Raw genomic sequence first — 20,694 nt, 5'->3', positions numbered from 1 at the left:
CCTTCAGCATCAAAATCTGCCCGCAATGAAATTCCTGTTCGCATCCGACACCTCCGCTTTGCACCAGAGATTCAGATTCATCGACTTTTGAAAGGCAAAAGGAGTCACGATCAGTGAGGAGCCGTATAAAACAGTTTTGCGGGAAATCAGGTCAGCATTTGTTGCCGGTCGAAATCTGCCGGATCTTTCGGCGAAGCAAATGACTGAAAGAACGTCGGTATTCTCTCTGGCCAGCCAATGCTTGCCAAACGCGGCTTTCAAGCGGCATTTTCCTCGCATGGCTTGTTGCGCTACATCAGCGCAACAAAAAAGGCGGCCCGAAGGCCGCCTTTTGATCAATCCATCGAAATGGAAATCTTATTCCGCTGCGGTTTCAGCAGCCTTTGCTGCTTCTTCCGCTGCCTTGGCTTCTGCGGCTTCGGCTGCTGCCTTTTCTGCGGCGAGAGCCTGAGCTGCTGCTACCTTTTCGGCTTCCAGACGCGCCTTCTCGTCGGCAAGCGCCTGACGCTCGGACTCGTTCAGCTTGCGGGCGCGCGTACCGGTGTTTTCAACGATACGGGCAGCTTTACCGCGACGGTCGCGCAGGTAGTAGAGCTTCGCGCGGCGAACCTTACCGCGGCGAACGACTTCAACGCCTTCGACCAGCGGGGAGTAGATCGGGAATACGCGCTCGACGCCTTCGCCGTAGGAAATCTTGCGAACGGTGAAGCTTTCGGAAAGACCGCCGCCGGAACGGGCGATGCAAACGCCTTCGTAAGCCTGTACGCGGGTACGGTTACCTTCGGTAACGCGCACGTTGACGCGCAGGGTGTCGCCCGGAGAAAACTCGGGCAGGGTGCGCTTTGCTTCGATCTTGGCGGCCTGTTCGGCTTCCAGCTGCTGAATGATATTGGTCATGTTAACCTCTGATTTCTTCTGAAACAGCCAGAGCGCTCAACGGTTCGTCTGTCGGTCAATGCCTTCAGACCATGCCTTGCGGCAGGAGCGGGTTCGCCATTCTTTGCTTTCGGTTGGGATATTTCCCATTTCCACGCAGGCACATACACGAGGCAGCGCCGTTTGTCATCCCTTTCATGACAATATTTTATCAATTACGCGCCGCGTTCCGGCAGTTGCGAAGCAGCGCGCTGGCGGATATGGCATGGGAACCTTGGGAGGGGCTATGTCCGTATTCGTTATTCTCATGCTGTTCGCCACCGGCTTTCTGTCGGGTGTCGTCAATGCCATTGCCGGTGGCGGCACTTTTTTGACCTTCGGCGCGATGACGCTGGCCGGCCTGCCGCCGATCGTCGCCAACGCCACGTCAGCCATCGTGCAGTTTCCGGGCTACGTCACCTCTGTCATCGCCTATGGGCCTGAAATTCGCGCCCATTGGCGCGAGGCAATCCTTCTGTCTGCCGTTTCAGTCGTCGGCGGGCTGGCCGGATCGCTTCTGCTTTTGTCGCTCGACAATCCTTCCTTCCGCCAGCTTGTGCCATGGCTACTTCTCGCTGCAACCACCGTTTTCGCTGCCGGCCCGTGGCTGAGGCCAAAAGCGAGCGTCGAACGTTCGCCCGGCAATCTGCCGAGCCTCATTTTCCAGGGACTCGCTTCCGTCTATGGCGGTTTTTTTGGCGCTGGCATGGGCATCATGATGCTGGCCATTCTCGGAATAACCTCGGGAGGCAGCTATCATCATCTGAATGCGCTGAAAAACCTCTTGTCAGTCGTGATCGCCGTTATCGCAATCGCGATCTTCGTCAGCGGCGGCGTCGTTTCCTGGTGGGCGGCGCTCATCATGTTCCCCGCGGCCGCACTTGGCGGCTATGCGGGCGTGCATACGGCACGGCGGGTGCCGCAATGGATCATCCGCTGGCTGGTGATCGCCGTCGGGCTGGTGCTGACGGCCTATTATTTCGTTTCGGCCTGAGCCTTTACCAGAAGGTCCGGACGTCTTTCCTGCGTCAGCTTCAGCGCCTGTTCATGACGCCACTTGTCGATGACGGCGTGGTTGCCGGAAGTGAGAATGGCGGGGATGTCACGGCCTTCCCAGACCTGCGGGCGGGTATAATGCGGATGTTCCAGCAGTCCGCCCTCGAAGCTCTCATGAACACCGGAAAGATCGTTGCCCATAACGCCGGGCAGGATACGGACGACGGCGTCAAGAAGCGTCAACGCCGCCGGCTCACCGCCGGAGAGGATGTAATCGCCGATCGACACTTCCTCCAGCCCGCGCGCCTCTATCACCCGCTGGTCGACACCCTCGAAACGACCGCAGACGATAATCGCGCCCTCTCCGGCCGCCAGTTCACGCACACGGTTTTGCGACAGAGGCTTGCCGCGCGGGCTCATCAGTAGCCGCGGGCGTGTATCGCCATTGGAAACATGGTCGATGGCCGCCGCCAGAACGTCGGGTTTCAGCACCATGCCGGCGCCGCCGCCTGCCGGCGTGTCATCGACGCTTCTGTGTTTGTCGGTGGCAAATTCGCGGATCTGTACGGCGTCCAGTGACCATTGCCCCCGCTCCAGCGCCTTGCCCGCCAGCGAATATCCGAGATGTCCCGGAAACATTTCCGGGTAGAGCGTCAGAACGGTAGCCTTGAAGGTCATGGTTTATTTCTTGCCGAAAGGTGATACGCCGGTTTCGTCCTTGTCATCGGGATTGTCGATCAGTCCGGCGGCCATCGGATCGATGAGAATGCGACCGGCTTCGAGGTCGATTTCCAGCACGGCTGCTTCCGAAAAGGGAATGAGGGCAGGGCGTCGGCCTGCACCTTTCAGCTCCAGCAGGTCACCTGCGCCGAAATCATAGACGGCGCTGACGGCGCCATAACTTCTGCCCTCCGCATCGACGGCTTCCAGCCCTTCGAGATCGGCATAATAAAACTCGTCATCGTCAAGCTCGTCGTCAGGCAGATTGTCGCGGTCGATGAAGAGTTCCAGACCGTTCAAGCTCTCCGCCGCATTGCGGTCGTTGATGCCTCTGAAGCGGACGACGACGACATTCTTGCCCTCGCGCAATTCCAGAATCTCGAAGACGCGACCATCGGCGGTAACCAGATTGCCATAATCGCCCAGCGCCATGGGGTCGTCCGTATAGGTACTGACACGGACTTCGCCGCGCAGGCCCTGTGCGCCGCCGATTTTTGCCATGAGTATCGGGTTTTCCAGCTTTGCCATCGGGCCGTCCGTCTTCTGGTGTTGGTTGCGTCAGCTTTAAGGTTTGTTGACGCCAAAATAAACAAAAAACGGGAGGCATGGAAAACCACACCACCCGTTCTTCAAAAGTTTCCGTGCAGATTATTCTGCAGCAGAGGCTTCCGCAGCAGCAGCGGCTGCATCTTCAGCCTTCTGCTTCTTTTCAGCGATACGCTCGAGAGCGCGCTTGCCCGGCTTTGCCTTTTCCGGGTTGCTGCGAGCGGCGCGCTCGGCAAGGCCGGCTTCAGCGAGGAAACGCAGAACGCGGTCGGTCGGCTGTGCGCCCTTGGCGATCCATTCCTTGATGAGGTCAGCCTTCAGCTCAACGCGCTGCGGGTTGTCCTTGCCGAGCATCGGGTTCCAGGAACCGACCTTCTCGAGGAAACGGCCGTCGCGGGGCGAACGGGCGTCAGCAACGACGATCTGGTAGTACGGGCGCTTCTTGGAACCACCGCGTGCGAGACGAATTTTAAGTGCCATGTGATATACTCCTTAGGATGGCTTGTCCGCCGTTCAGGCGGTCTTGTCGAGGCCGCCATGTTCGGCGGCGATTGCTTCATGATGCCGGATGACTTCCTTGATGATGAAGTTCAGGAACTTCTCGGCGAAATCCGGATCCAGATTGGCGTCCTTCGCAAGACGGCGAAGGCGTTCGATCTGGTATTCCTCGCGCGCCGGATCAGCCGGCGGCAAACTGTATTTTGCCTTCAATACGCCCACCGCCTTGGTGCAGCGAAACCGTTCGGCAAGAATGTGAACCAGTGCGGCATCGATATTGTCGATCGACTGGCGGTATTCGGAAAGCTGGGCTTTCACCTCTACATCGTTCACCGGTGTGCCTCACTTCTTCTTCGGAAAACCGGGAAGCCCCGGCATGCCGCCGAGACCTGGAAGCTTTGCGCCGCCAAGACCTGGCAATCCCCCAGGTAGCCCGCCAAGACCGGGCATCGCGCCCGGCTTGCCGAGACCGGCGGCTTCCGCCTGCTTCTGGAGCGCTTCAAGCTGCTTCGGATCGATGTTGGACAAATCAGGCATGCCGCCGCCCATCATGCCACCGAGGCCCATCTTGCCGGCAAGGCCGCCCATCATCTGCTTCATGATGCCGCCTTTGCCCTTGCCGCCCATCGCCTTCATCATGTCGGCCATGCCGCGATGCATTTTCAGGAGCTTGTTGATTTCGGCGGCATCGGTGCCGGAACCGGCGGCGATGCGCTTCTTGCGGCTGTGTTTCAGAATATCCGGATTGGCGCGCTCGGCCTTGGTCATGGACGAGATGATGGCGATCTGGCGGTCGAACATCTTGTCGTTCATGCCGGCCGAAGCCATCTTGTCCTTCATGCCGGCCATGCCGGGCATAAGACCCATGATGCCGCCCATGCCACCCATCTTCTTCATCTGGGCAAGCTGGTCGGCGAGATCGTTGAGGTCGAATTTGCCCTTGGCCATCTTCTCGGCCATGGCGCGGGCTTTTTCCGCATCGATGTTTTCGGCGGCCTTCTCGACCAGCGAGACGATGTCGCCCATGCCGAGAATGCGGTCGGCGATACGGCGCGGATGAAACTCATCGAGTTCGTTCATGCGCTCGCCGATACCGATGAGCTTGATCGGCTTGCCGGTGACGGCGCGCATGGAGAGGGCAGCACCACCGCGTCCGTCGCCATCCATACGGGTCAGCACGAGGCCGGTGATGCCGACGCGCTCATCGAAATTGCGCGCCAGATTGACGGCGTCCTGACCGGTCAGCGAATCCGCCACCAGCAGGATTTCGTGCGGGTTGGACTTCTTCTTGATGTCGGCCATTTCCAGCATCAAGGGTTCGTCGATATGGGTGCGGCCGGCGGTGTCGAGAATGACGACGTCGTGACCGCCGAGTTTCGCAGCCTGTACGGCGCGCGCGGCAATATCCGTCGGCGACTGGCCGGCGATGATAGGTAGCGTGTCGACACCGGTCTGGACGCCCAGCTGGCGCAGCTGTTCCTGTGCGGCCGGACGACGCGTGTCGAGAGATGCCATCAGCACCTTCTTCTTGTCGCGGTCGGTCAGGCGCTTGGCGATCTTGCCGGTGGTCGTGGTTTTACCCGAACCCTGCAGACCCACCATCATGATGACGACGGGGGCGGGGGCGTGAAGGTCGATGGAAACGCCTTCGGTGCCGAGCATCTCGACAAGCTCGTCATGCACGATCTTGACGACCATCTGGCCGGGCTTGATGGATTTCAGGACGGCTGCGCCGACAGCCTTTTCACGCACCCTGTCGGTGAAGGAACGCACGACTTCCAGCGCCACGTCCGCTTCCAGAAGCGCACGGCGAACCTCGCGCAGGGCGGCGGCGACATCGGCTTCCGTCAGCGCGCCACGGCCGGTCAGTCCATTCAGAATGGAGCCAAGGCGGTCCTGGAGGTTTTCAAACATCGTTTCTTCCTTCTTCGTTCCGGGGTCTCCGAAACGTCGGTGCTTTCGCTGGCAAAAACAAGACGCAAAGCCAAAAAGCACCCGAGGGCGCATCGCGCTGTCGGGTGTTGACCTCCGGGATCTCTTTATACCTTTTCGGGTCCCGGTCGGCGGCTTGGAGTCGTGAAACTGCCAGCTGATGGGCGGGATAAACAGGAAAGTGCGGGAAAAGTCAAGGCGGCGGCGGGATTCAGCCGCGAAAACGCTGATTTCATCTTTGCGTGATCTTCAGCAGGCCATGATGGGTCCTCCTTGAAGGCTGCTTCTTCGCCACCTATACATTTCTCATGAACCGTCGAAAATTTTTCCGTTTTTCCGCTGTTGGTCTGCTCGCTCTGGCAGGCGGCGGCCTTTATGCCCGCCGTTCGAGCGCCAGCGCCTATTACAGCGGCCCTATCTCCGATCATTTCGACGGGATACGCTTTTTCAATCCTGGCGGCACGCCGCCCGGCAACTTCATGGGCCTTTTGAAGTGGCGCTTCAATGGCGAGCGCTCCACATGGCCGGAAAGCTACCCCAGCCCCTTTCCCTTCGCGAAGCCGGAAGCACGGATCGAAGGCAAAGACATGCGCGTCACTTTTGTCGGCCATGCCTCGTTTCTCATCCAGACGGCGGGTTTGAATATTCTCATCGATCCGGTGTGGTCGCAGCGCACGAGCCCATTCAGCTTTGCCGGTCCCAAGCGGGTCAACCCGCCCGGCATCCGTTTCGAAGATCTGCCGCCCATCGATCTGGTGCTGGTGACGCATAATCACTACGACCATCTGGATATGGAAACGCTGAAGCGCCTGCATGTGGCGCACAAGCCGCTTTTCATCACGCCGCTTGGCAATGACGCCATCATCCGCACCGGTGTCGAGGCGGCCCGTATAGAGGTGGGGGACTGGGGCGATGTGATCGATGCCAGTGCGGTGAAAATTCACTTTGAGCCTTGCCACCACTGGTCGGCGCGCGGCCTGAATGACCGGCGGATGGCGCTCTGGGCGGCTTTCGTCATCGAAACGCCTGGCGGCAAGATTTACCATATCGGCGATACCGGCTTCCATGAGGGACTCAACTATCACGCCGCGCGCAAGAAACATGGCGAGTTCCGCCTCGCCAACCTGCCCTTCGGCGCTTACGAGCCGCGCTGGTTCATGAAGGGCCAGCACCAGAACCCGGCGGAAGCTGTGGAAGGCATGAAACTTTGCGGTGCGGCGCATGTCTGCGGCCACCATTGGGGTACGGTACAACTCACCGATGAGGCGGTGGATGCGCCGCTTGTGGCCCTCAAGGCAGCGCTGACGGAGCAGGGAGTGGAGGAAAGCCGTTTCCGGCCGATGCGCCCGGGTGAGGTTTTCGACGTGCCTTCCGCTTGACGGCCGCCCCGTTTGCGCCGCAACAGTCTGGTAATTTCCCGTCCTTTCCGCCATATAGGGCGAAAGCGCGGGAAAATCCCGCATGCAACCCGGTTTTCAGGCAGTTTTCAGGTTTTAAGGCGATGGCGGACACGGTCGAATTTGCGAAGATGAACGGGCTTGGCAACAAGATCCTCGTTGTCGATATGCGCGGCCGCAAAGATATGGTGACGCCTGATGCGGCAATCGCCCTCAATTCCGATCCCGCCACGCAGTTCGACCAGATCATGGCGATCCATGATCCGCGTGTCGGCGGCACGGATGCTTACATCGATATCCTCAATTGCGATGGCACCAAGGCGCAGGCTTGCGGCAACGGCACGCGCTGCGTGGTGCAGGCGCTGTCTTCCGAAACCGGCAGGACCAGCTTCACCTTCCAGACTGTCGCCGGCATTCTGAATGCCGTCGAGCATGAAGATGGCATGATTTCGGTCGATATGGGTCAGCCCAGATTCCGCTGGAGCGACATTCCACTGTCTGAGGAGTTCCACGATACCAGTCGCATCGAATTGCAGATCGGGCCGATCGATGCGCCGGTCCTGCATTCGCCGGCCGTCATGTCCATGGGCAATCCGCATGCGATTTTTTGGGTGGATCGCGATCCGATGACGTTTGATCTCGAACGTTTCGGACCGCTTCTCGAAAATCACCCGATGTTTCCGGAAAAGGCCAATATCACGCTGGCGCAGGTGATTTCCGACAGCGCGCTTCGCACCCGCACCTGGGAACGCGGTGCGGGGTTGACGCTTGCCTGCGGTTCCGCCGCCTGTGCGTCGGCCGTTTCCGCTGCCCGTACCGGCCGCACCGGCCGAAAGGTTACCATCGATGTCGCCTCCAGCCCCATCCGCGTGCCGCTGACCATCGACTGGCGTGAGGATAACCACGTCATCATGACCGGCCCTGCCGAATGGGAATGGTCCGGTTCCGTCGATCCCGTCACGGGCGTCTGGGCGCGGGATGCGGTCGAGCGGGGGGCTGTATGAGCGGCGTCGAGGTCATAACCTTCGGCTGTCGTCTCAACACCTATGAATCAGAAGTGATGCGGGCGGAGGCCGAAAAGGCCGGGCTTAACAATGCCGTGCTGGTCAATACCTGCGCCGTGACGGGCGAGGCGGTGCGCCAAGCGCGCCAGGCCATCCGGCGTGCACGGCGCGACAATCCGCACGCGCGCATCATCGTTACCGGCTGCGCTGCCCAGACTGAAAAACAGACCTTTGCCGACATGCCCGAGGTGGATGCGGTGCTGGGCAATGAGGAAAAGCTGAAAAGCGCCTCCTATCGTGCGCTGCCCGATTTTGGCGTCTCAGCGGAAGAAAAGCTGCGCGTCAACGATATCATGAGCATCAAGGCGACCGCGCCGCAGATGGTGAAGCACATAGACGGGCACGTGCGCGCCTTCATTCAGGTGCAGAATGGCTGCGACCATCGCTGTACTTTTTGCATCATCCCCTATGGGCGCGGCAATTCGCGCTCCGTGCCGATGGGTGCGGTGGTGGATCAGGCCCGTCGGCTGACGGAGAGCGGTTATCGCGAAATCGTGCTGACCGGGGTGGATGCCACGAGCTATGGCGCGGACCTGCCGGGCGAGCCTTCCCTCGGTTATCTCGCCAAGACATTGCTGAAGCAGGTTCCGGACATCCTGCGGCTGCGGCTTTCCTCTATCGACAGTATCGAGGCCGACCGCCATCTGATGGATCTGATTGCCGACGAGCCGCGTTTCATGCCGCATCTGCACCTGTCACTCCAGCATGGCGACGACATGATTCTGAAACGCATGAAACGCCGCCATTTGCGGGCAGACGCCATTCGCTTCTGTCACGAGGTGCGGTCGCTTCGGCCGGATATCGCCTTCGGCGCGGATATGATCGCCGGTTTTCCGACAGAGACGGAAGACATGTTCGAAAACGCCGCGACGCTTGCGGAAGAATGCGGCATTTCCAGCCTGCATGTGTTTCCCTACAGCCCGCGAGCGGGTACGCCGGCGGCACGCATGCCGCAGCTTGACCGGGCTTTGGTGAAGGAGCGGGCGGCGAGGCTTCGGGAGCGCGGCGAGGCGCTGCGGTTTACGCATCTGCAAGGTATGGTCGGTTCGGCGCAGACGATCCTCGTTGAAAACAACGGTTTTGCCCATACCGACAATTTCACGCTGGTGGAGGCACCTCATCTTGCCCCGCGCACTCTTGCGCAGGTTTCGATTACCGGCCACAACGGCAAACATCTGAAGATGAAGCTTCTCGCGGCGGATGCGGCCTGAGGCGACAAGAGAAAAGACACGGGAACGACCATGGCCCTCGGCTTCATCAAAAAAGTCTTTTCGTTCGGCAAGGACAAGGCCGAAACGGAAGAGCGGCCGCAAGAGGACGCCGCGCCTGAGCGCGACAATGAAAATACCTCCTTCGAAGCCGCGCTGAGCGACGCAGAAGCGCATGAACCTGTCGACAAGGATCCGGTTTCCGAACTGGAGATGGAGACGGCCGGCGGACCTGCCCCGGACGAGGCGACGGACGTGGTCCTTTCCGACGATGATGAGGAAGAGGACGCACCGCTTCTGCCCGGTGCCGAGCTTTCCGGCGATATGGGTGTAGTGCCGCTGTCGTTGCTACAGGCGGAAGCCGCCGCCGAAGAGCAGGTCGAATCTGCCCCGGAAGTAGCGGATGTCGTGTTGGATGCGGATGCGATGGATGCGCTGCTTGACGAGGCCGAAGCTGCGACCACCGCCCAGCCCGCCGCTATACCGCCAGCTCTACCGAAGGGTTTTTCGTCCGCCAGTGAGCGGGAGGAGCCTGCCCCTGCGGCACCGCAGGTAAAACTGACATGGTTTCAGCGCCTGCGGGCAGGGCTTGCCCGCACGTCGTCGCAGCTGACCACACAGATTTCGGCGCTCTTCACCAAACGCAAGCTGGATGAGGATACGCTCGACGAGCTGGAAGATCTTCTCATCCAGTCCGATCTCGGGGTCGAGACCGCCATGCGCATCACCGGCGCCCTGTCTTCGGAACGCTACGGCAAAGATGTCAGCGGCGAGGATGTGGCGCGCATCATGGCGGGCGAGATCACCAAGGTTCTGAAGCCTGTCGCCAAGCCGCTGGAGCTCGATCTGTCGCACAAGCCGCATGTCATCCTCGTCGTCGGTGTGAACGGTACGGGCAAGACGACGACCATCGGCAAGCTTGCCGCGAAGCTTTCCGGCTCGGGCCTCAACGTGATGCTGGCGGCCGGCGATACGTTCCGCGCGGCGGCGATCGAGCAGCTCAAGATTTGGGCGGACCGCACCGGCTCGCAGTTTGTCGGCACCAAGCTCGGTGCGGATGCGGCCGGTCTTGCCTACGACGCTTATGAGCAGGCGCGGGCGCAGAAAAGCGATGTGCTCATCATCGATACGGCCGGCCGCCTGCAGAACAAGACGGAACTCATGGCGGAGCTGGAAAAGATCGTGCGCGTGCTCGGCAAGCTCGATCCGGATGCGCCGCATACCGTGTTGCAGACGCTGGATGCGACGACGGGACAGAACGCCATGAACCAGGTGGAGATATTCCGCAATGTGGCGGGTGTTTCGGGCCTGATTATGACAAAATTGGATGGCACGGCGCGGGGCGGTATCCTCGTCGCCATCGCCGCCAAACACAAGCTGCCGGTCTATTTCATCGGTGTGGGTGAAGGTGTGGACGATCTGGAGCCCTTCGAGGCGGAAGATTTCGCCAAGGCCATTGCGGGAGTTTGAGTATGGATATTGAAAGCAATTCCAAGGAAAGCGAAAAGATGGTGGCGGAAATCAGTCCGCTCCTGAAATTCGTGCTCGAGCTTGGCCCGCTTGTCGTTTTCTTTTTCGCCAATTCGCGTGGCGAATGGCTTGCAACCACTTTTCCGGTCCTGACAGAGTTCGGTGGCCCGATTTTCATTGCCACCGGCCTGTTTATGATCGCGACGGCGATTGCGCTCTCCGTTTCCTGGGTCCTGACGCGCAAACTGCCGATTATGCCGCTGATATCAGGCATCGTGGTGTTCGTTTTCGGTGCGCTGACATTGTGGTTGCAGAACGATACTTTCATCAAGATGAAGCCGACCATCGTCAACACGCTGTTTGGTGTCATTCTGCTGGGTGGCCTGTTCTTCGGGCAGTCTTTGCTGGGTTACGTCTTCAATTCCGCCTTCAAGCTGACGGATGAGGGTTGGCGCAAGCTGACGCTGCGCTGGGGCATCTTTTTCCTTTTTCTGGCGGTGCTGAACGAAGTTGTATGGCGAATGTTCTCTACAGACACCTGGGTGGCCTTTAAGGTCTGGGGCACCATGCCAATCACCATCATCTTCACCATGGCGCAGATGCCGCTCGTCATGCGCCATTCGGTCGAGCCGCTGAACAAGGACGAAAAATGACAGTTGCGGAGATGCCGGCTTCCCGTTCGCGTTCGCTCAAATGGTTCGGCGCGGCCGCCGGCCTGCTTCTCCTGCAAATCGTCATTCTCTACGCCATGGGCCGCATTCCGATCTGCGAATGCGGTTATGTGAAGCTGTTCGAGCCGGGCGTGAACACACCGGGCAATTCCCAGCATCTGGCCGACTGGTATACGCCCTCGCATATCATTCACGGGTTCCTGTTTTACTGGTTCGCGTGGCTGTTGTTCCGCAACAAACCGTTTTCCATGCGGCTTTCTTTTGCGGTCCTGGTGGAGGCGGCGTGGGAAATTCTCGAAAATTCGCCTATTATCATTGATCGCTACCGCACGGCGACCATGGCGCTGGGTTATACCGGCGACAGCATCCTGAATTCGGCGATGGATACGGTTTTCATGGCGCTGGGTTTCCTCTTTGCCGCCCGCGTACCGGTATGGCTGACGGTCGTGATCGCCATCTTCTTCGAAATCTTCACCGGCTGGCTGATCCGCGATAATCTGACGCTGAATGTGGTGATGCTGGTCTGGCCCGTCGACATGATTAAGGAATGGCAGAACGCGCTCCCGCAAATGTGAACTGGTCCATCGGAATTCCAGCCGGAAAGCCGCAAAAGCATCTTTTTATTGGGAGGTTTTCTTAATGGCGTTCCGCTAACCTTCGCGTACAAAGCTCGTCCCTTTCCCGGCAGACCCCGTTGCAAGATAATTTCGCCTATCTTCTTCCCTTCATCATGCTCACCTTCGGCGTGGTGTTCCTGTTCCTGCAAAGGATCGGCCACGCTTCGGCTCGCTATTGGGGTATCGGATATCTTGCGGCGGCTTTTGGTTTCGCCACACCTCTGGTGCTTGGCAGCCTGCCTTTCGAAGTCCAGGCGATCCTCTCCAATCTGCTGTTCTTTTCCGCCTTCTTCCTTTATGGCCACGCTTTGCTCACCCATTTTGAACGGCCGCTTTATACCAAGGCGCGACTTTCGATTGTGGCCGTGGCGGTGTTGCTGGTCTCGTTCCACGTTCTCGTCACGCCGGATCTGAAACGCGAGCTCGTCATTGGCGATCTCGTCTGCGCCGTTTTGCTTGCTATCCCGGTCTGGACCGTGCGGAAGCGGCCGGCTGCGCTTGCCGATAGGCTGATGGTGGGAATTGCCTGTCTTGTGGTGCTGGAGACGCTGGTACGCATCGGCATGCTGCTGGTGATGACGCCGGGTGGCTCGATGGTGGAGCTCAGCGAATTCTTCGAGTCGGACTATGCTTTTTACATGCAGCTCGCCGCCAGCATCTTCGGCTTCCTGCTGGCGTTGTCGGTGCTTGCGAGCCAGATTTCCGTCACCGTCGACCGTCACCAGCATGCGGCGGAACATGATCCGCGGACGGACGTGTTAAATCGCCGCGGTTTCGACCGGCGCGTTCCCGATTTTCGCAACGATACGCCAGAAGGCGCGATCATCGCTTGTGACATAGACCACTTCAAGCGCATCAACGATGTTTACGGTCATGCGGCCGGTGATATCGTGCTTATCGGCCTTGCCGATCTGCTCGGGCGAAACGCGCCCGAGGATGCGTTGGTGGCGCGTTTCGGTGGCGAGGAATTCGTGGTCTTCCTGCCCGGGCAGACGGCTGCTGTGGCCGGCCAGCTTGCCAATGGCATGCGCACGGGTCTTTCGTCTCTCGACTGGCGCAACCGCGGCGTTACCAGCCAGATCACCGCAAGTTTCGGTGTCTCGGCTGTCGCGAGGGGAGATCATTCCATTCACGATGCCATCAAGCGGGCCGATGACAGTCTTTATGCCGCAAAGCGCGGCGGTCGCGATCAGGTCGTGCTGGAAGGCATACGTTTGCCTGCGGAAGGGCCTGCGCTCAGGGGCATTACCAAGGCGTGACATCCTTCTGGCGCAGCGGCTACTGTCCTGTCGCCGCTGCGATGGCCGGCAGCAGGTCTCGCTCTATGCTACGGGCGTCGAAGGGCCCGACCTTTTTATAAAGGATCGTGCCATCGGTGCCGACCAGGTAACTTTCGGGAATGCCATAAACACCCCAGTCGATTGCCGCCTTGCCGTTCGGATCGATGCCTATCGCGGCAAATGGATTACCGAGTTCACCGAGGAAACGGAGCGCATTGTCCGATTTGTCTTTGTAATTGATACCGACGACGGTGATGCGGCTATCCTTTGACAGTTCCTGAAGCAGCGGGTGCTCCTGCCGGCAGGGAATGCACCAGGAAGCGAAGACGTTGACCAGTGTCAGCTTGCCCTTGATAGCGGCATCGGTGAGCGCCGGAAGGTTCGAGCCCTCCAGTGGCGGCAGCGACAGGGCGGGGGCCTTGGTGCCGATGAGTGCGGAAGGAATGGCGCTGATATCCAGCCCGTTCACATCCTGATCGTAGAGCATCTTGCCGGCGACAAGGGCAAAACCACCAAACAGCAGAAGCGGCAGGAGCGCCAGCGCATAACGGGTGCGGCCCGTCGATTTGGCCTTGGTGTCGTGGTCCGCCTGCGTCATTACGCGTCACCTGCGGAAGCGCTTCTTGCCCTGCGGCGCACTCCGGATGCTTCGAGTTGCCTCAGTTCCCGTTTGCGCGCCTGGCCGTCCACAACGACCCAGGCGATGAGACAGAGAACGACGAGGCCGGTCGCCGCATAGGACATGCCGATATAAAAGGCGTGCGTCATCACCTCAGCCCTCCCGGTTTGCCATGCGCGCGGCAAGTCGCCGCTGCGCGGCCACGCGCCGACGCCAGATTTCGTTACGCATGGCGGCGATGTGCAAGGTGAAGAACAGCAGCGTGAAACCGATCGCCATGGTCAGAAGCGGCCATAGAAATTCCGCATCGATGGCGGAACCACCCATGCGGATGACGCTTGCCGGCTGATGCAGCGTATTCCACCACTCGACCGAAAACTTGATGATCGGAATATTCACAAAACCGACGAGGATCAGCACGGCGCTGACGCGGGCGGCTCTGGACGGATCGTCCATGGCGCGGTTGAGCGCGATCAGCCCCAGATACATCAGGAAAAGCACAAAAACGGAGGTGAGCCGCGCATCCCAAACCCACCAGGTTCCCCACATGGGTTTGCCCCAGAGCGAGCCGGTGACGAGCGCAATCAGCGTGAAGGCCGCGCCGATGGGGGCGGCGGCCTTGTGGCTGACATCCGCCAGCGGGTGACGCCAGACGAGGGTGCCGATTGCGGAGACCGCCATGACCGAATAACACATCATTGCGAGCCAGGCGGACGGCACGTGCACATACATGATGCGCACCGTGTAACCCTGCTGGTAATCGCCTTCGGTGGTAAAGGACAGATAAAGACCGGCGGCCAGCACCAGCGCCGTGAGCGCAGCGAGCCATGGCAAAATACGTGCCGCCAGCGCCAGAAACCGGGTGGGATTGGCGAGATCACTGAATTTGGTGATGGTGAAGGTCTGCTCGTTCATGCCGTTTGTGTAACCCGAGAATGGCCGCCCCGCAATTGATCCCTGTCAACAGGGGATCGTGCATCGCAGTTTCGTCAATCCATACCATTGCGCAGTGCCAAAGCGGCGAAGAAAGGGCCGGTCACGGCTGAAAATAACGTGATCGCACACAGAATGAGGAATGGCGGCATGAAGGGCGCCGGTTCCTGCACTGCCGCATAGGAAGCGCTGACGCCGAAGATCAGCACGGGAATGGCGAGCGGCAGCACGAGGATGGAAACCAGAAGCCCCCCGCGCGGCAGGGCAACGGCAACTGCCGCGCCGACCGCACCGATGAAAGTGATTGCGGGTGAGCCGACCAGAAGCGTCAGCATCACGGCGCCGATAGCCACTTCGTCCATGTTCATAAAGAGGCCGAGCAAAGGGGAGGCAAGCACCAGCGGCAGACCGGTCGTGACCCAGTGCGCCAGGCATTTCACGAACACGGTCAGGACTAGCGGAGTTTCCTGCATCAAGATCAAATCGAGGGAGCCGTCATCCCGCTCGGCCTGGAACAGCCGGTCGAGGCCGAGAAGGGCGGACAGAAGCGCGCCGATCCAGACGATGGCCGGGCCGATGCGCGCGAGCAGGTTGAGATCAGGACCGACGCCGAAGGGGATGACGGCAACCACTGTCATGAAGAACAGCACGCCGATCAGCGCGCCGCCGCCGGCGCGGATGGAGAGTTTGATATCGCGGAGGAAGAGGGCGGTCATTGGGTAGGCCTCTGCGGGTGTGGTTTACCCCCCTCTGCCCTGCCGGGCATCTCCCCCTCAAGGGGGGAGATCGGCAAGACGCGATTTCGCTGCTCCATTCTCAAGCTTTCAGATGGACGAGAGCTCACCACGAGTCGATCTCCCCCCTTGAGGGGGAGATGCCCGGCAGGGCAGAGGGGGGTATGCCCCGCGCGCAAACCGTTCATGCCCAAGCCTCCACACCCGCAAAACCCGTCATCTGCAATTCACGCGCCTTCTCTAGCCCCAAAGACTGATGGGTCGCAGCCAGGACAATCCCGCCTTTCCCCAAATGGCTTTTGACGAGATCGGTAAACATCCCGTCCGCAGCTTTGTCGAGCGCCGCCGTCGGCTCATCGAGTATCCACACCGGTCGCCATGCAATCAAAAGCTTCGCCATGGCAAAACGACGCTGCTGGCCGGCGGAGAGATAACCGAAGGGCAGGTGGGTAATGCCGGCAAGGCCAACGATCTCCGCTGCCTCATCAATCATCATGCCCGTGCCGCCGGCAAAGTCGCTGAGGAATTCCTTCCAGAAGCGCAGGTTTTCCGAAACGGTCAGTTCGGTTTTCATGGCATTGCGATGGCCGAGATAATGGCAAGCCTCTGACGGCCGCATCTCCTCATCAACCCCTTCGCCGGCTATCTTTACGCTGCCTTGTTCGGGGCGCAGCAGGCCGGCGACTGTCCGCAGGAGAGTGGATTTTCCCGAGCCGTTGCGGCCGGTCAGCACCAGAGCCTCTCCGTCGCTTAACTTGAAGGAAATGTTCATGAATATGAAATCTTCGCCACGTCGCACGCCAAGATTTTCCGCCGTCAAATCCATGCTGCGATTCCGTTTCAGATTTCGTCGTCTCGATAAAAAAATCGATTAGCTTCGTGGAATGGTCTGGCACGTTTCTCCGAAATTATCTATATGGGTGTCAACCACGCCAGCGGCCGGCGTGAACATCATCTTGCGCCGGACTTGACGATTGCGAGGAGCAATTTTCACGTGCGGACAGCGGAAATGGTCGTACCCGCATCCTGATGTGCATGAGTGCATAGGTGTCCGCACGAACGTGTTGGCTATCAGTGTAAGCGGGGTTTTAATCCATGCCCAAGTCACTCGACAGTTTTCAATGTCGTTCCGTCCTTACCGTTGATGGTAAGGATTACGTCTATTTCAGCCTGCCCAAGGCTGAAGCCAATGGCCTGAAGGGCGTTTCCAAGCTGCCCTATTCCATGAAGGTTCTGCTGGAAAACCTACTGCGTTTCGAGGACGGCCAGTCCGTCACCAAGGCGCACATCATTGCGGTTTCCGAATGGTTGAACAACAAGGGCCTGACCGAAACCGAAATTGCCTACCGCCCCGCCCGCGTTCTCATGCAGGACTTTACCGGCGTTCCCGCCGTGGTCGACCTTGCCGCCATGCGTGACGGCCTCAAGGCGCTGGGTGGCGATCCTGAAAAGATCAATCCGCTCGTTCCCGTCGATCTCGTCATCGACCACTCTGTTATCGTTGATGAATTCGGCACGCCGAATGCTTTTGCCCGCAACGTCGAACTCGAATATGAGCGCAACGGCGAGCGTTATCGCTTCCTCAAGTGGGGCCAGCAGGCGTTCAAGAACTTCCGCGTTGTCCCGCCCGGCACCGGCATCTGTCACCAGGTCAACCTCGAATATCTCGGCCAGACTGTCTGGACCAAGGAAGAGGACGGCGAGACGATCGCTTATCCGGATACCTGCGTCGGCACCGACAGCCACACGACCATGATCAATGGTCTCGGTGTTCTCGGCTGGGGTGTCGGTGGTATCGAGGCTGAAGCTGCCATGCTCGGCCAGCCGGTTTCCATGCTTCTGCCTGAGGTCATCGGCTTCAAGCTGACCGGCAAGGTGAAGGAAGGCGTCACCGCGACCGACCTCGTTCTGACCGTTGTGCAGATGCTGCGCAAGAAGGGCGTGGTTTCGAAGTTCGTCGAATTCTTCGGCCCCGGCCTCGATTCGATGTCTTTGGCCGACCGTGCAACCATCGGCAATATGGGCCCGGAATATGGCGCGACCTGCGGCTTCTTCCCGGTTGATGGTGAAACCATCAATTACCTGACCATGTCCGGCCGCGCAAAGGACCGTATCGCGCTCGTCGAAGCCTATTCCAAGGCGCAGGACATGTGGCGCACCGGCGATGGTTCCGACCTCGTGTTCACCGACACGCTGGAACTCGATCTTGGCGATGTCGTGCCCTCCATGGCCGGACCGAAGCGTCCGGAAGGCCGCCTGCCGCTCGAAACCATCGCGCCGAATTTCGCGACGGCTCTCGAGAACGACTACAAGAAGCCCGGCCAGCTCCACAGCCGCTATGCGGTTGAGGGCGAGGAGTTCGATCTCGGTCACGGCGATGTGGCTATTGCCGCCATTACGTCGTGCACGAACACGTCCAACCCCTCCGTTCTTATTGCCGCCGGCCTTCTCGCCCGCAATGCGGTCGCCAAGGGGCTGAAGTCCAAGCCATGGGTGAAGACCTCGCTGGCACCGGGAAGCCAGGTCGTTGCCGAATATCTCGACAAATCAGGTCTGCAGAAGGATCTCGATGCGATCGGTTTCAACCTCGTCGGTTTCGGCTGCACCACCTGCATCGGCAATTCCGGTCCGCTGCCGCCTGCGATCTCCAAGACGATCAACGACAAGGGCCTGATCACCGCCGGTGTTCTCTCGGGCAATCGCAACTTCGAAGGTCGTATCTCGCCTGACGTTCAGGCGAACTATCTGGCCTCGCCGCCGCTCGTCGTCGCCTATGCCCTTGCCGGCACGGTCCAGAAGGATCTGACCAAGGAGCCGATCGGCGACGATCAGAACGGCAATCCTGTTTATCTCAAGGATATCTGGCCGACCTCCAAGGAAATCCAGGAATTCATCCTGAAATACGTCACCCGTGAGCTTTACGAAACGAAGTATGCCGACGTGTTCAAGGGCGATGCGAACTGGCAGGCCGTTCAGGTTCCGCCGGGCCAGACCTATGCCTGGGACGACCAGTCTACCTATGTTCAGAACCCGCCCTATTTTGTCGGCATGGGTAAAAAGGGCACCGGTCTCAAGAACATCAAGGGCGCGCGCGTCCTCGGTCTCTTCGGCGACAAGATCACCACCGACCATATTTCTCCGGCCGGTTCGATCAAGGCCGCTTCGCCTGCCGGTGCCTATCTGACGGAGCATGGTGTTGCCGTGGCCGACTTCAACCAGTACGGCACGCGGCGTGGCAACCATGAAGTGATGATGCGCGGCACCTTCGCAAATATCCGCATCCGCAATCACATGCTTGGTCCGAACGGCAAGGAAGGTGGTTACACCATCCACTATCCGTCCAAGGAAGAGATGTCGATCTACGATGCTGCCATGAAGTACAAGGCAGAGGGCGTACCGCTCGTCATCTTTGCCGGTGTCGAATATGGCAACGGCTCTTCCCGCGACTGGGCGGCCAAGGGCACCAACCTGCTCGGCGTGAAGGCTGTGATCGCACAGTCCTTCGAGCGTATCCACCGCTCCAACCTTGTCGGCATGGGCGTCGTTCCCTTCGTCTTCGAGGAAGGCACGACTTGGGCGAGCCTGGACCTCAAGGGCGATGAAATCGTCGAGATCGATGGTCTCGAAGGCGAAATCAAGCCGCGTGAAAAGAAGATCGCCAAGATCACCTACAGCGACGGTTCGGTGAAGGAAGTGCCGCTTCTGTGCCGCATCGATACGCTTGATGAGGTGATCTACATGAACAATGGCGGCATTCTGCAGACCGTTCTGCGCGATCTGGCCGCTTAACGCTTTGACGATCGAAGGCGTCGGGAGAAATCCCGGCGCCTTTCATTTTGCGGTCTCTTTTTTTGTGATTGTCGCTCACCCCTTCGTGACTTTCTATTGAAGGGCGTTAGACGTTATTTTCCGATTTGCATCCGGCAGGATTGATCGCATCAATTCGTCTGGATCTCTTCCGGACAAAGGTTTTTGTAATGCCGCTGAAATTCCCTCTGTCGATATGTCTTCTCGGCACGTTTCTCGTCACCTCCGCGCAGGCGCAGGAGGCCGTGAAGGGCGTCGTCGAATTGTTCACCTCGCAGGGATGCTCATCCTGCCCGCCGGCGGATGAAGCCCTGCGCAAGATGATCCAGAAGGGCGACGTCGTCGGTCTTTCCTACCATGTCGATTACTGGAACTATCTCGGCTGGACGGATTCGCTCGCCTCGAAGGAAAATACCGACCGGCAATATGGTTATATGCGCGCGCTCGGCCGTAACGGGGTCTATACGCCGCAGGCCATTCTGAACGGCCGCGACCATGTCAAGGGTGCCGATGTTCGCGGTATCTATGACAGGCTTGATGCTTTCAAGCGCGAGGGAAAGGGACTGAACGTGCCGGTTTCGTCGAAATTTGCCGGTGACGAGGTGGAGATCGATATTGGCGCTGGCAGCGGCAAGGCCGATGTCGTCGTTGCGTATTTCACGCGCGAGCAGACCGTGGATGTGCAGAAGGGCGAAAACCAGGGGAAAAAAATGTCCTACTGGCACAGCGTCTATGATGTGCAGACAGTCGGCATGTGGGATGGTTCGCCAATGACGGTGAAGCTTCCGGCGAGCGTGGTGGCCAAGGTGAAAAAGGGCGGCTGCGCCGTGCTTTTGCAGACAGCCAACGCCGGTGGCGATCCCGCGGCAATCGTCGGCGCCAGTATCCTGCTTGGAAATGGAAACCCTTGATCGCCCGTAAGGCGATGGAAGATCCGGTCCGGGCATTGGGGGCTGGGGGTAAAGGGTCAATGCACCGGACCGGGTCATCTTGGTGCCTAGGCATCAATTGACAATAGGACTATTCCACCCAATTCAGGCCATGGTTTGACCGAAATACGGCAGCCTACGCGAAAATGGCTGCCTAAATGGTTACCATTTTTAACCCCTGCTTTTGCAGTTGGCAGCGCTTGTCCGAGAAACGGCGGGCGCAGTTCTGCGCTCAGACTGCTGACAAACCCCTGGCGTGAGCTGGGGGTTTATGATTCATTGGGACATGTTGAAGAAACCTGCTCCTGAACAGACCGCTCTCGAGATGGTGACGCTCGATAGCCTGGTCCCGAAAGAT

The 20,694-nt window shown here is 59.3% G+C and carries 21 protein-coding genes; 10 read left to right on the top strand and 11 right to left on the bottom strand.

Annotated elements, in window-relative coordinates; all coding sequences use genetic code 11:
• Positions 1-357: 357 nt before the first annotated feature.
• The gene (gene rplS, locus PL599_RS22395) at positions 358-897 is read right to left on the bottom strand and encodes a 50S ribosomal protein L19 (RefSeq protein ID WP_003520506.1); all 540 of its coding nucleotides are present in this window, start codon (positions 895-897) and stop codon (positions 358-360) included.
• A gap of 265 nt (positions 898-1,162) precedes the next feature.
• Here rplS and PL599_RS22390 point away from each other — a divergent pair, with 265 nt between their 5' ends.
• Positions 1,163-1,909: a sulfite exporter TauE/SafE family protein gene (locus PL599_RS22390; RefSeq protein ID WP_269825433.1), complete on the top strand. Its 747-nt coding sequence runs from the start codon at positions 1,163-1,165 to the stop codon at positions 1,907-1,909.
• Here PL599_RS22390 and trmD read toward each other — a convergent pair.
• The 5 genes from trmD to ffh all read right to left on the bottom strand — a co-directional run bounded on the left by trmD (position 1,891) and on the right by ffh (position 5,589).
• The gene (trmD, locus tag PL599_RS22385; RefSeq protein ID WP_269825432.1) at positions 1,891-2,589 is read right to left on the bottom strand and encodes a tRNA (guanosine(37)-N1)-methyltransferase TrmD; all 699 of its coding nucleotides are present in this window, start codon (positions 2,587-2,589) and stop codon (positions 1,891-1,893) included. The two genes, PL599_RS22390 and trmD, sit on opposite strands and share 19 nt — an antisense overlap.
• Positions 2,590-2,592: 3 nt before the next feature.
• The gene (gene rimM / locus PL599_RS22380; RefSeq protein WP_173990296.1) at positions 2,593-3,159 is read right to left on the bottom strand and encodes a ribosome maturation factor RimM; all 567 of its coding nucleotides are present in this window, start codon (positions 3,157-3,159) and stop codon (positions 2,593-2,595) included.
• Positions 3,160-3,279: 120 nt separating this feature from the next.
• Positions 3,280-3,657, bottom strand: a complete 378-nt coding sequence (gene rpsP / locus PL599_RS22375; RefSeq protein WP_003520510.1) for a 30S ribosomal protein S16 — start codon at positions 3,655-3,657, stop codon at positions 3,280-3,282.
• A 33-nt stretch (positions 3,658-3,690) separates the two neighbouring features.
• Positions 3,691-4,008 carry a chorismate mutase gene (locus tag PL599_RS22370; protein WP_077985465.1) on the bottom strand — a complete coding sequence of 106 codons (318 nt, stop codon included), beginning with the start codon at positions 4,006-4,008 and terminating at the stop codon, positions 3,691-3,693.
• Positions 4,009-4,017: 9 nt separating this feature from the next.
• On the bottom strand, positions 4,018-5,589 hold the full coding sequence (ffh, locus tag PL599_RS22365) for a signal recognition particle protein (protein WP_137412297.1): 1,572 nt from the start codon (positions 5,587-5,589) through the stop codon (positions 4,018-4,020).
• Positions 5,590-5,915: 326 nt separating this feature from the next.
• Between ffh and PL599_RS22360 the strand changes: the two genes are divergently transcribed.
• The 7 genes from PL599_RS22360 (at position 5,916) to PL599_RS22330 (ending at position 13,293) form a co-directional block, all read left to right on the top strand.
• On the top strand, positions 5,916-6,986 hold the full coding sequence (locus PL599_RS22360; RefSeq protein ID WP_191217212.1) for an MBL fold metallo-hydrolase: 1,071 nt from the start codon (positions 5,916-5,918) through the stop codon (positions 6,984-6,986).
• Positions 6,987-7,108: 122 nt separating this feature from the next.
• Entirely contained in the window at positions 7,109-8,008 is a 900-nt protein-coding gene (dapF, locus tag PL599_RS22355) for a diaminopimelate epimerase (protein ID WP_173990291.1), read from the top strand.
• Positions 8,005-9,279: a tRNA (N(6)-L-threonylcarbamoyladenosine(37)-C(2))-methylthiotransferase MtaB gene (gene mtaB / locus PL599_RS22350; RefSeq protein ID WP_137412295.1), complete on the top strand. Its 1,275-nt coding sequence runs from the start codon at positions 8,005-8,007 to the stop codon at positions 9,277-9,279. The genes dapF and mtaB overlap by 4 nt, the downstream gene beginning before the upstream one ends.
• A gap of 30 nt (positions 9,280-9,309) precedes the next feature.
• Positions 9,310-10,746, top strand: coding sequence for a signal recognition particle-docking protein FtsY (ftsY, locus tag PL599_RS22345; protein ID WP_269825431.1), 1,437 nt, complete (start codon positions 9,310-9,312; stop codon positions 10,744-10,746).
• Between the two features lie 2 nt (positions 10,747-10,748).
• Positions 10,749-11,399: a septation protein A gene (locus PL599_RS22340; RefSeq protein ID WP_063951440.1), complete on the top strand. Its 651-nt coding sequence runs from the start codon at positions 10,749-10,751 to the stop codon at positions 11,397-11,399.
• Positions 11,396-11,992: a DUF2585 domain-containing protein gene (locus tag PL599_RS22335; RefSeq protein ID WP_269825430.1), complete on the top strand. Its 597-nt coding sequence runs from the start codon at positions 11,396-11,398 to the stop codon at positions 11,990-11,992. Before PL599_RS22340 ends, PL599_RS22335 begins: the two co-directional genes overlap by 4 nt.
• Positions 11,993-12,111: 119 nt before the next feature.
• Positions 12,112-13,293: a GGDEF domain-containing protein gene (locus PL599_RS22330; protein WP_269825429.1), complete on the top strand. Its 1,182-nt coding sequence runs from the start codon at positions 12,112-12,114 to the stop codon at positions 13,291-13,293.
• A 19-nt stretch (positions 13,294-13,312) separates the two neighbouring features.
• On the opposite strand, the gene PL599_RS22325 is transcribed toward PL599_RS22330, so the two are convergent.
• The 5 genes from PL599_RS22325 to ccmA all read right to left on the bottom strand — a co-directional run bounded on the left by PL599_RS22325 (position 13,313) and on the right by ccmA (position 16,426).
• On the bottom strand, positions 13,313-13,912 hold the full coding sequence (locus tag PL599_RS22325) for a DsbE family thiol:disulfide interchange protein (protein WP_269825428.1): 600 nt from the start codon (positions 13,910-13,912) through the stop codon (positions 13,313-13,315).
• The gene (ccmD, locus tag PL599_RS22320; protein WP_269825427.1) at positions 13,912-14,082 is read right to left on the bottom strand and encodes a heme exporter protein CcmD; all 171 of its coding nucleotides are present in this window, start codon (positions 14,080-14,082) and stop codon (positions 13,912-13,914) included. The genes PL599_RS22325 and ccmD overlap by 1 nt, the downstream gene beginning before the upstream one ends.
• 4 nt (positions 14,083-14,086) lie before the next feature.
• Positions 14,087-14,848, bottom strand: coding sequence for a heme ABC transporter permease (locus tag PL599_RS22315; protein ID WP_269825426.1), 762 nt, complete (start codon positions 14,846-14,848; stop codon positions 14,087-14,089).
• Positions 14,849-14,922: 74 nt separating this feature from the next.
• Positions 14,923-15,582: a heme exporter protein CcmB gene (ccmB, locus tag PL599_RS22310; protein ID WP_269825425.1), complete on the bottom strand. Its 660-nt coding sequence runs from the start codon at positions 15,580-15,582 to the stop codon at positions 14,923-14,925.
• Positions 15,583-15,784: 202 nt separating this feature from the next.
• Positions 15,785-16,426 (bottom strand): heme ABC exporter ATP-binding protein CcmA, encoded by a 642-nt coding sequence (ccmA, locus tag PL599_RS22305; protein ID WP_142912955.1) that lies wholly within the window; start codon positions 16,424-16,426, stop codon positions 15,785-15,787.
• A gap of 269 nt (positions 16,427-16,695) precedes the next feature.
• Between ccmA and acnA the strand changes: the two genes are divergently transcribed.
• Both acnA and PL599_RS22295 read left to right on the top strand, forming a co-directional pair.
• Positions 16,696-19,389 carry an aconitate hydratase AcnA gene (gene acnA, locus PL599_RS22300; RefSeq protein ID WP_269825467.1) on the top strand — a complete coding sequence of 898 codons (2,694 nt, stop codon included), beginning with the start codon at positions 16,696-16,698 and terminating at the stop codon, positions 19,387-19,389.
• A gap of 188 nt (positions 19,390-19,577) precedes the next feature.
• Positions 19,578-20,318 carry a DUF1223 domain-containing protein gene (locus tag PL599_RS22295; protein ID WP_269825466.1) on the top strand — a complete coding sequence of 247 codons (741 nt, stop codon included), beginning with the start codon at positions 19,578-19,580 and terminating at the stop codon, positions 20,316-20,318.
• Positions 20,319-20,694 lie beyond the last annotated feature (376 nt).

It is taken from the genome of Agrobacterium sp. ST15.16.055, from assembly GCF_027956555.1.
Classification (GTDB): Bacteria; Pseudomonadota; Alphaproteobacteria; order Rhizobiales; family Rhizobiaceae; genus Agrobacterium; species Agrobacterium salinitolerans.
The sequence above is the reverse complement of the archived record's forward strand: the minus strand, read 5'-3'. Positions and strand labels throughout refer to the sequence as shown.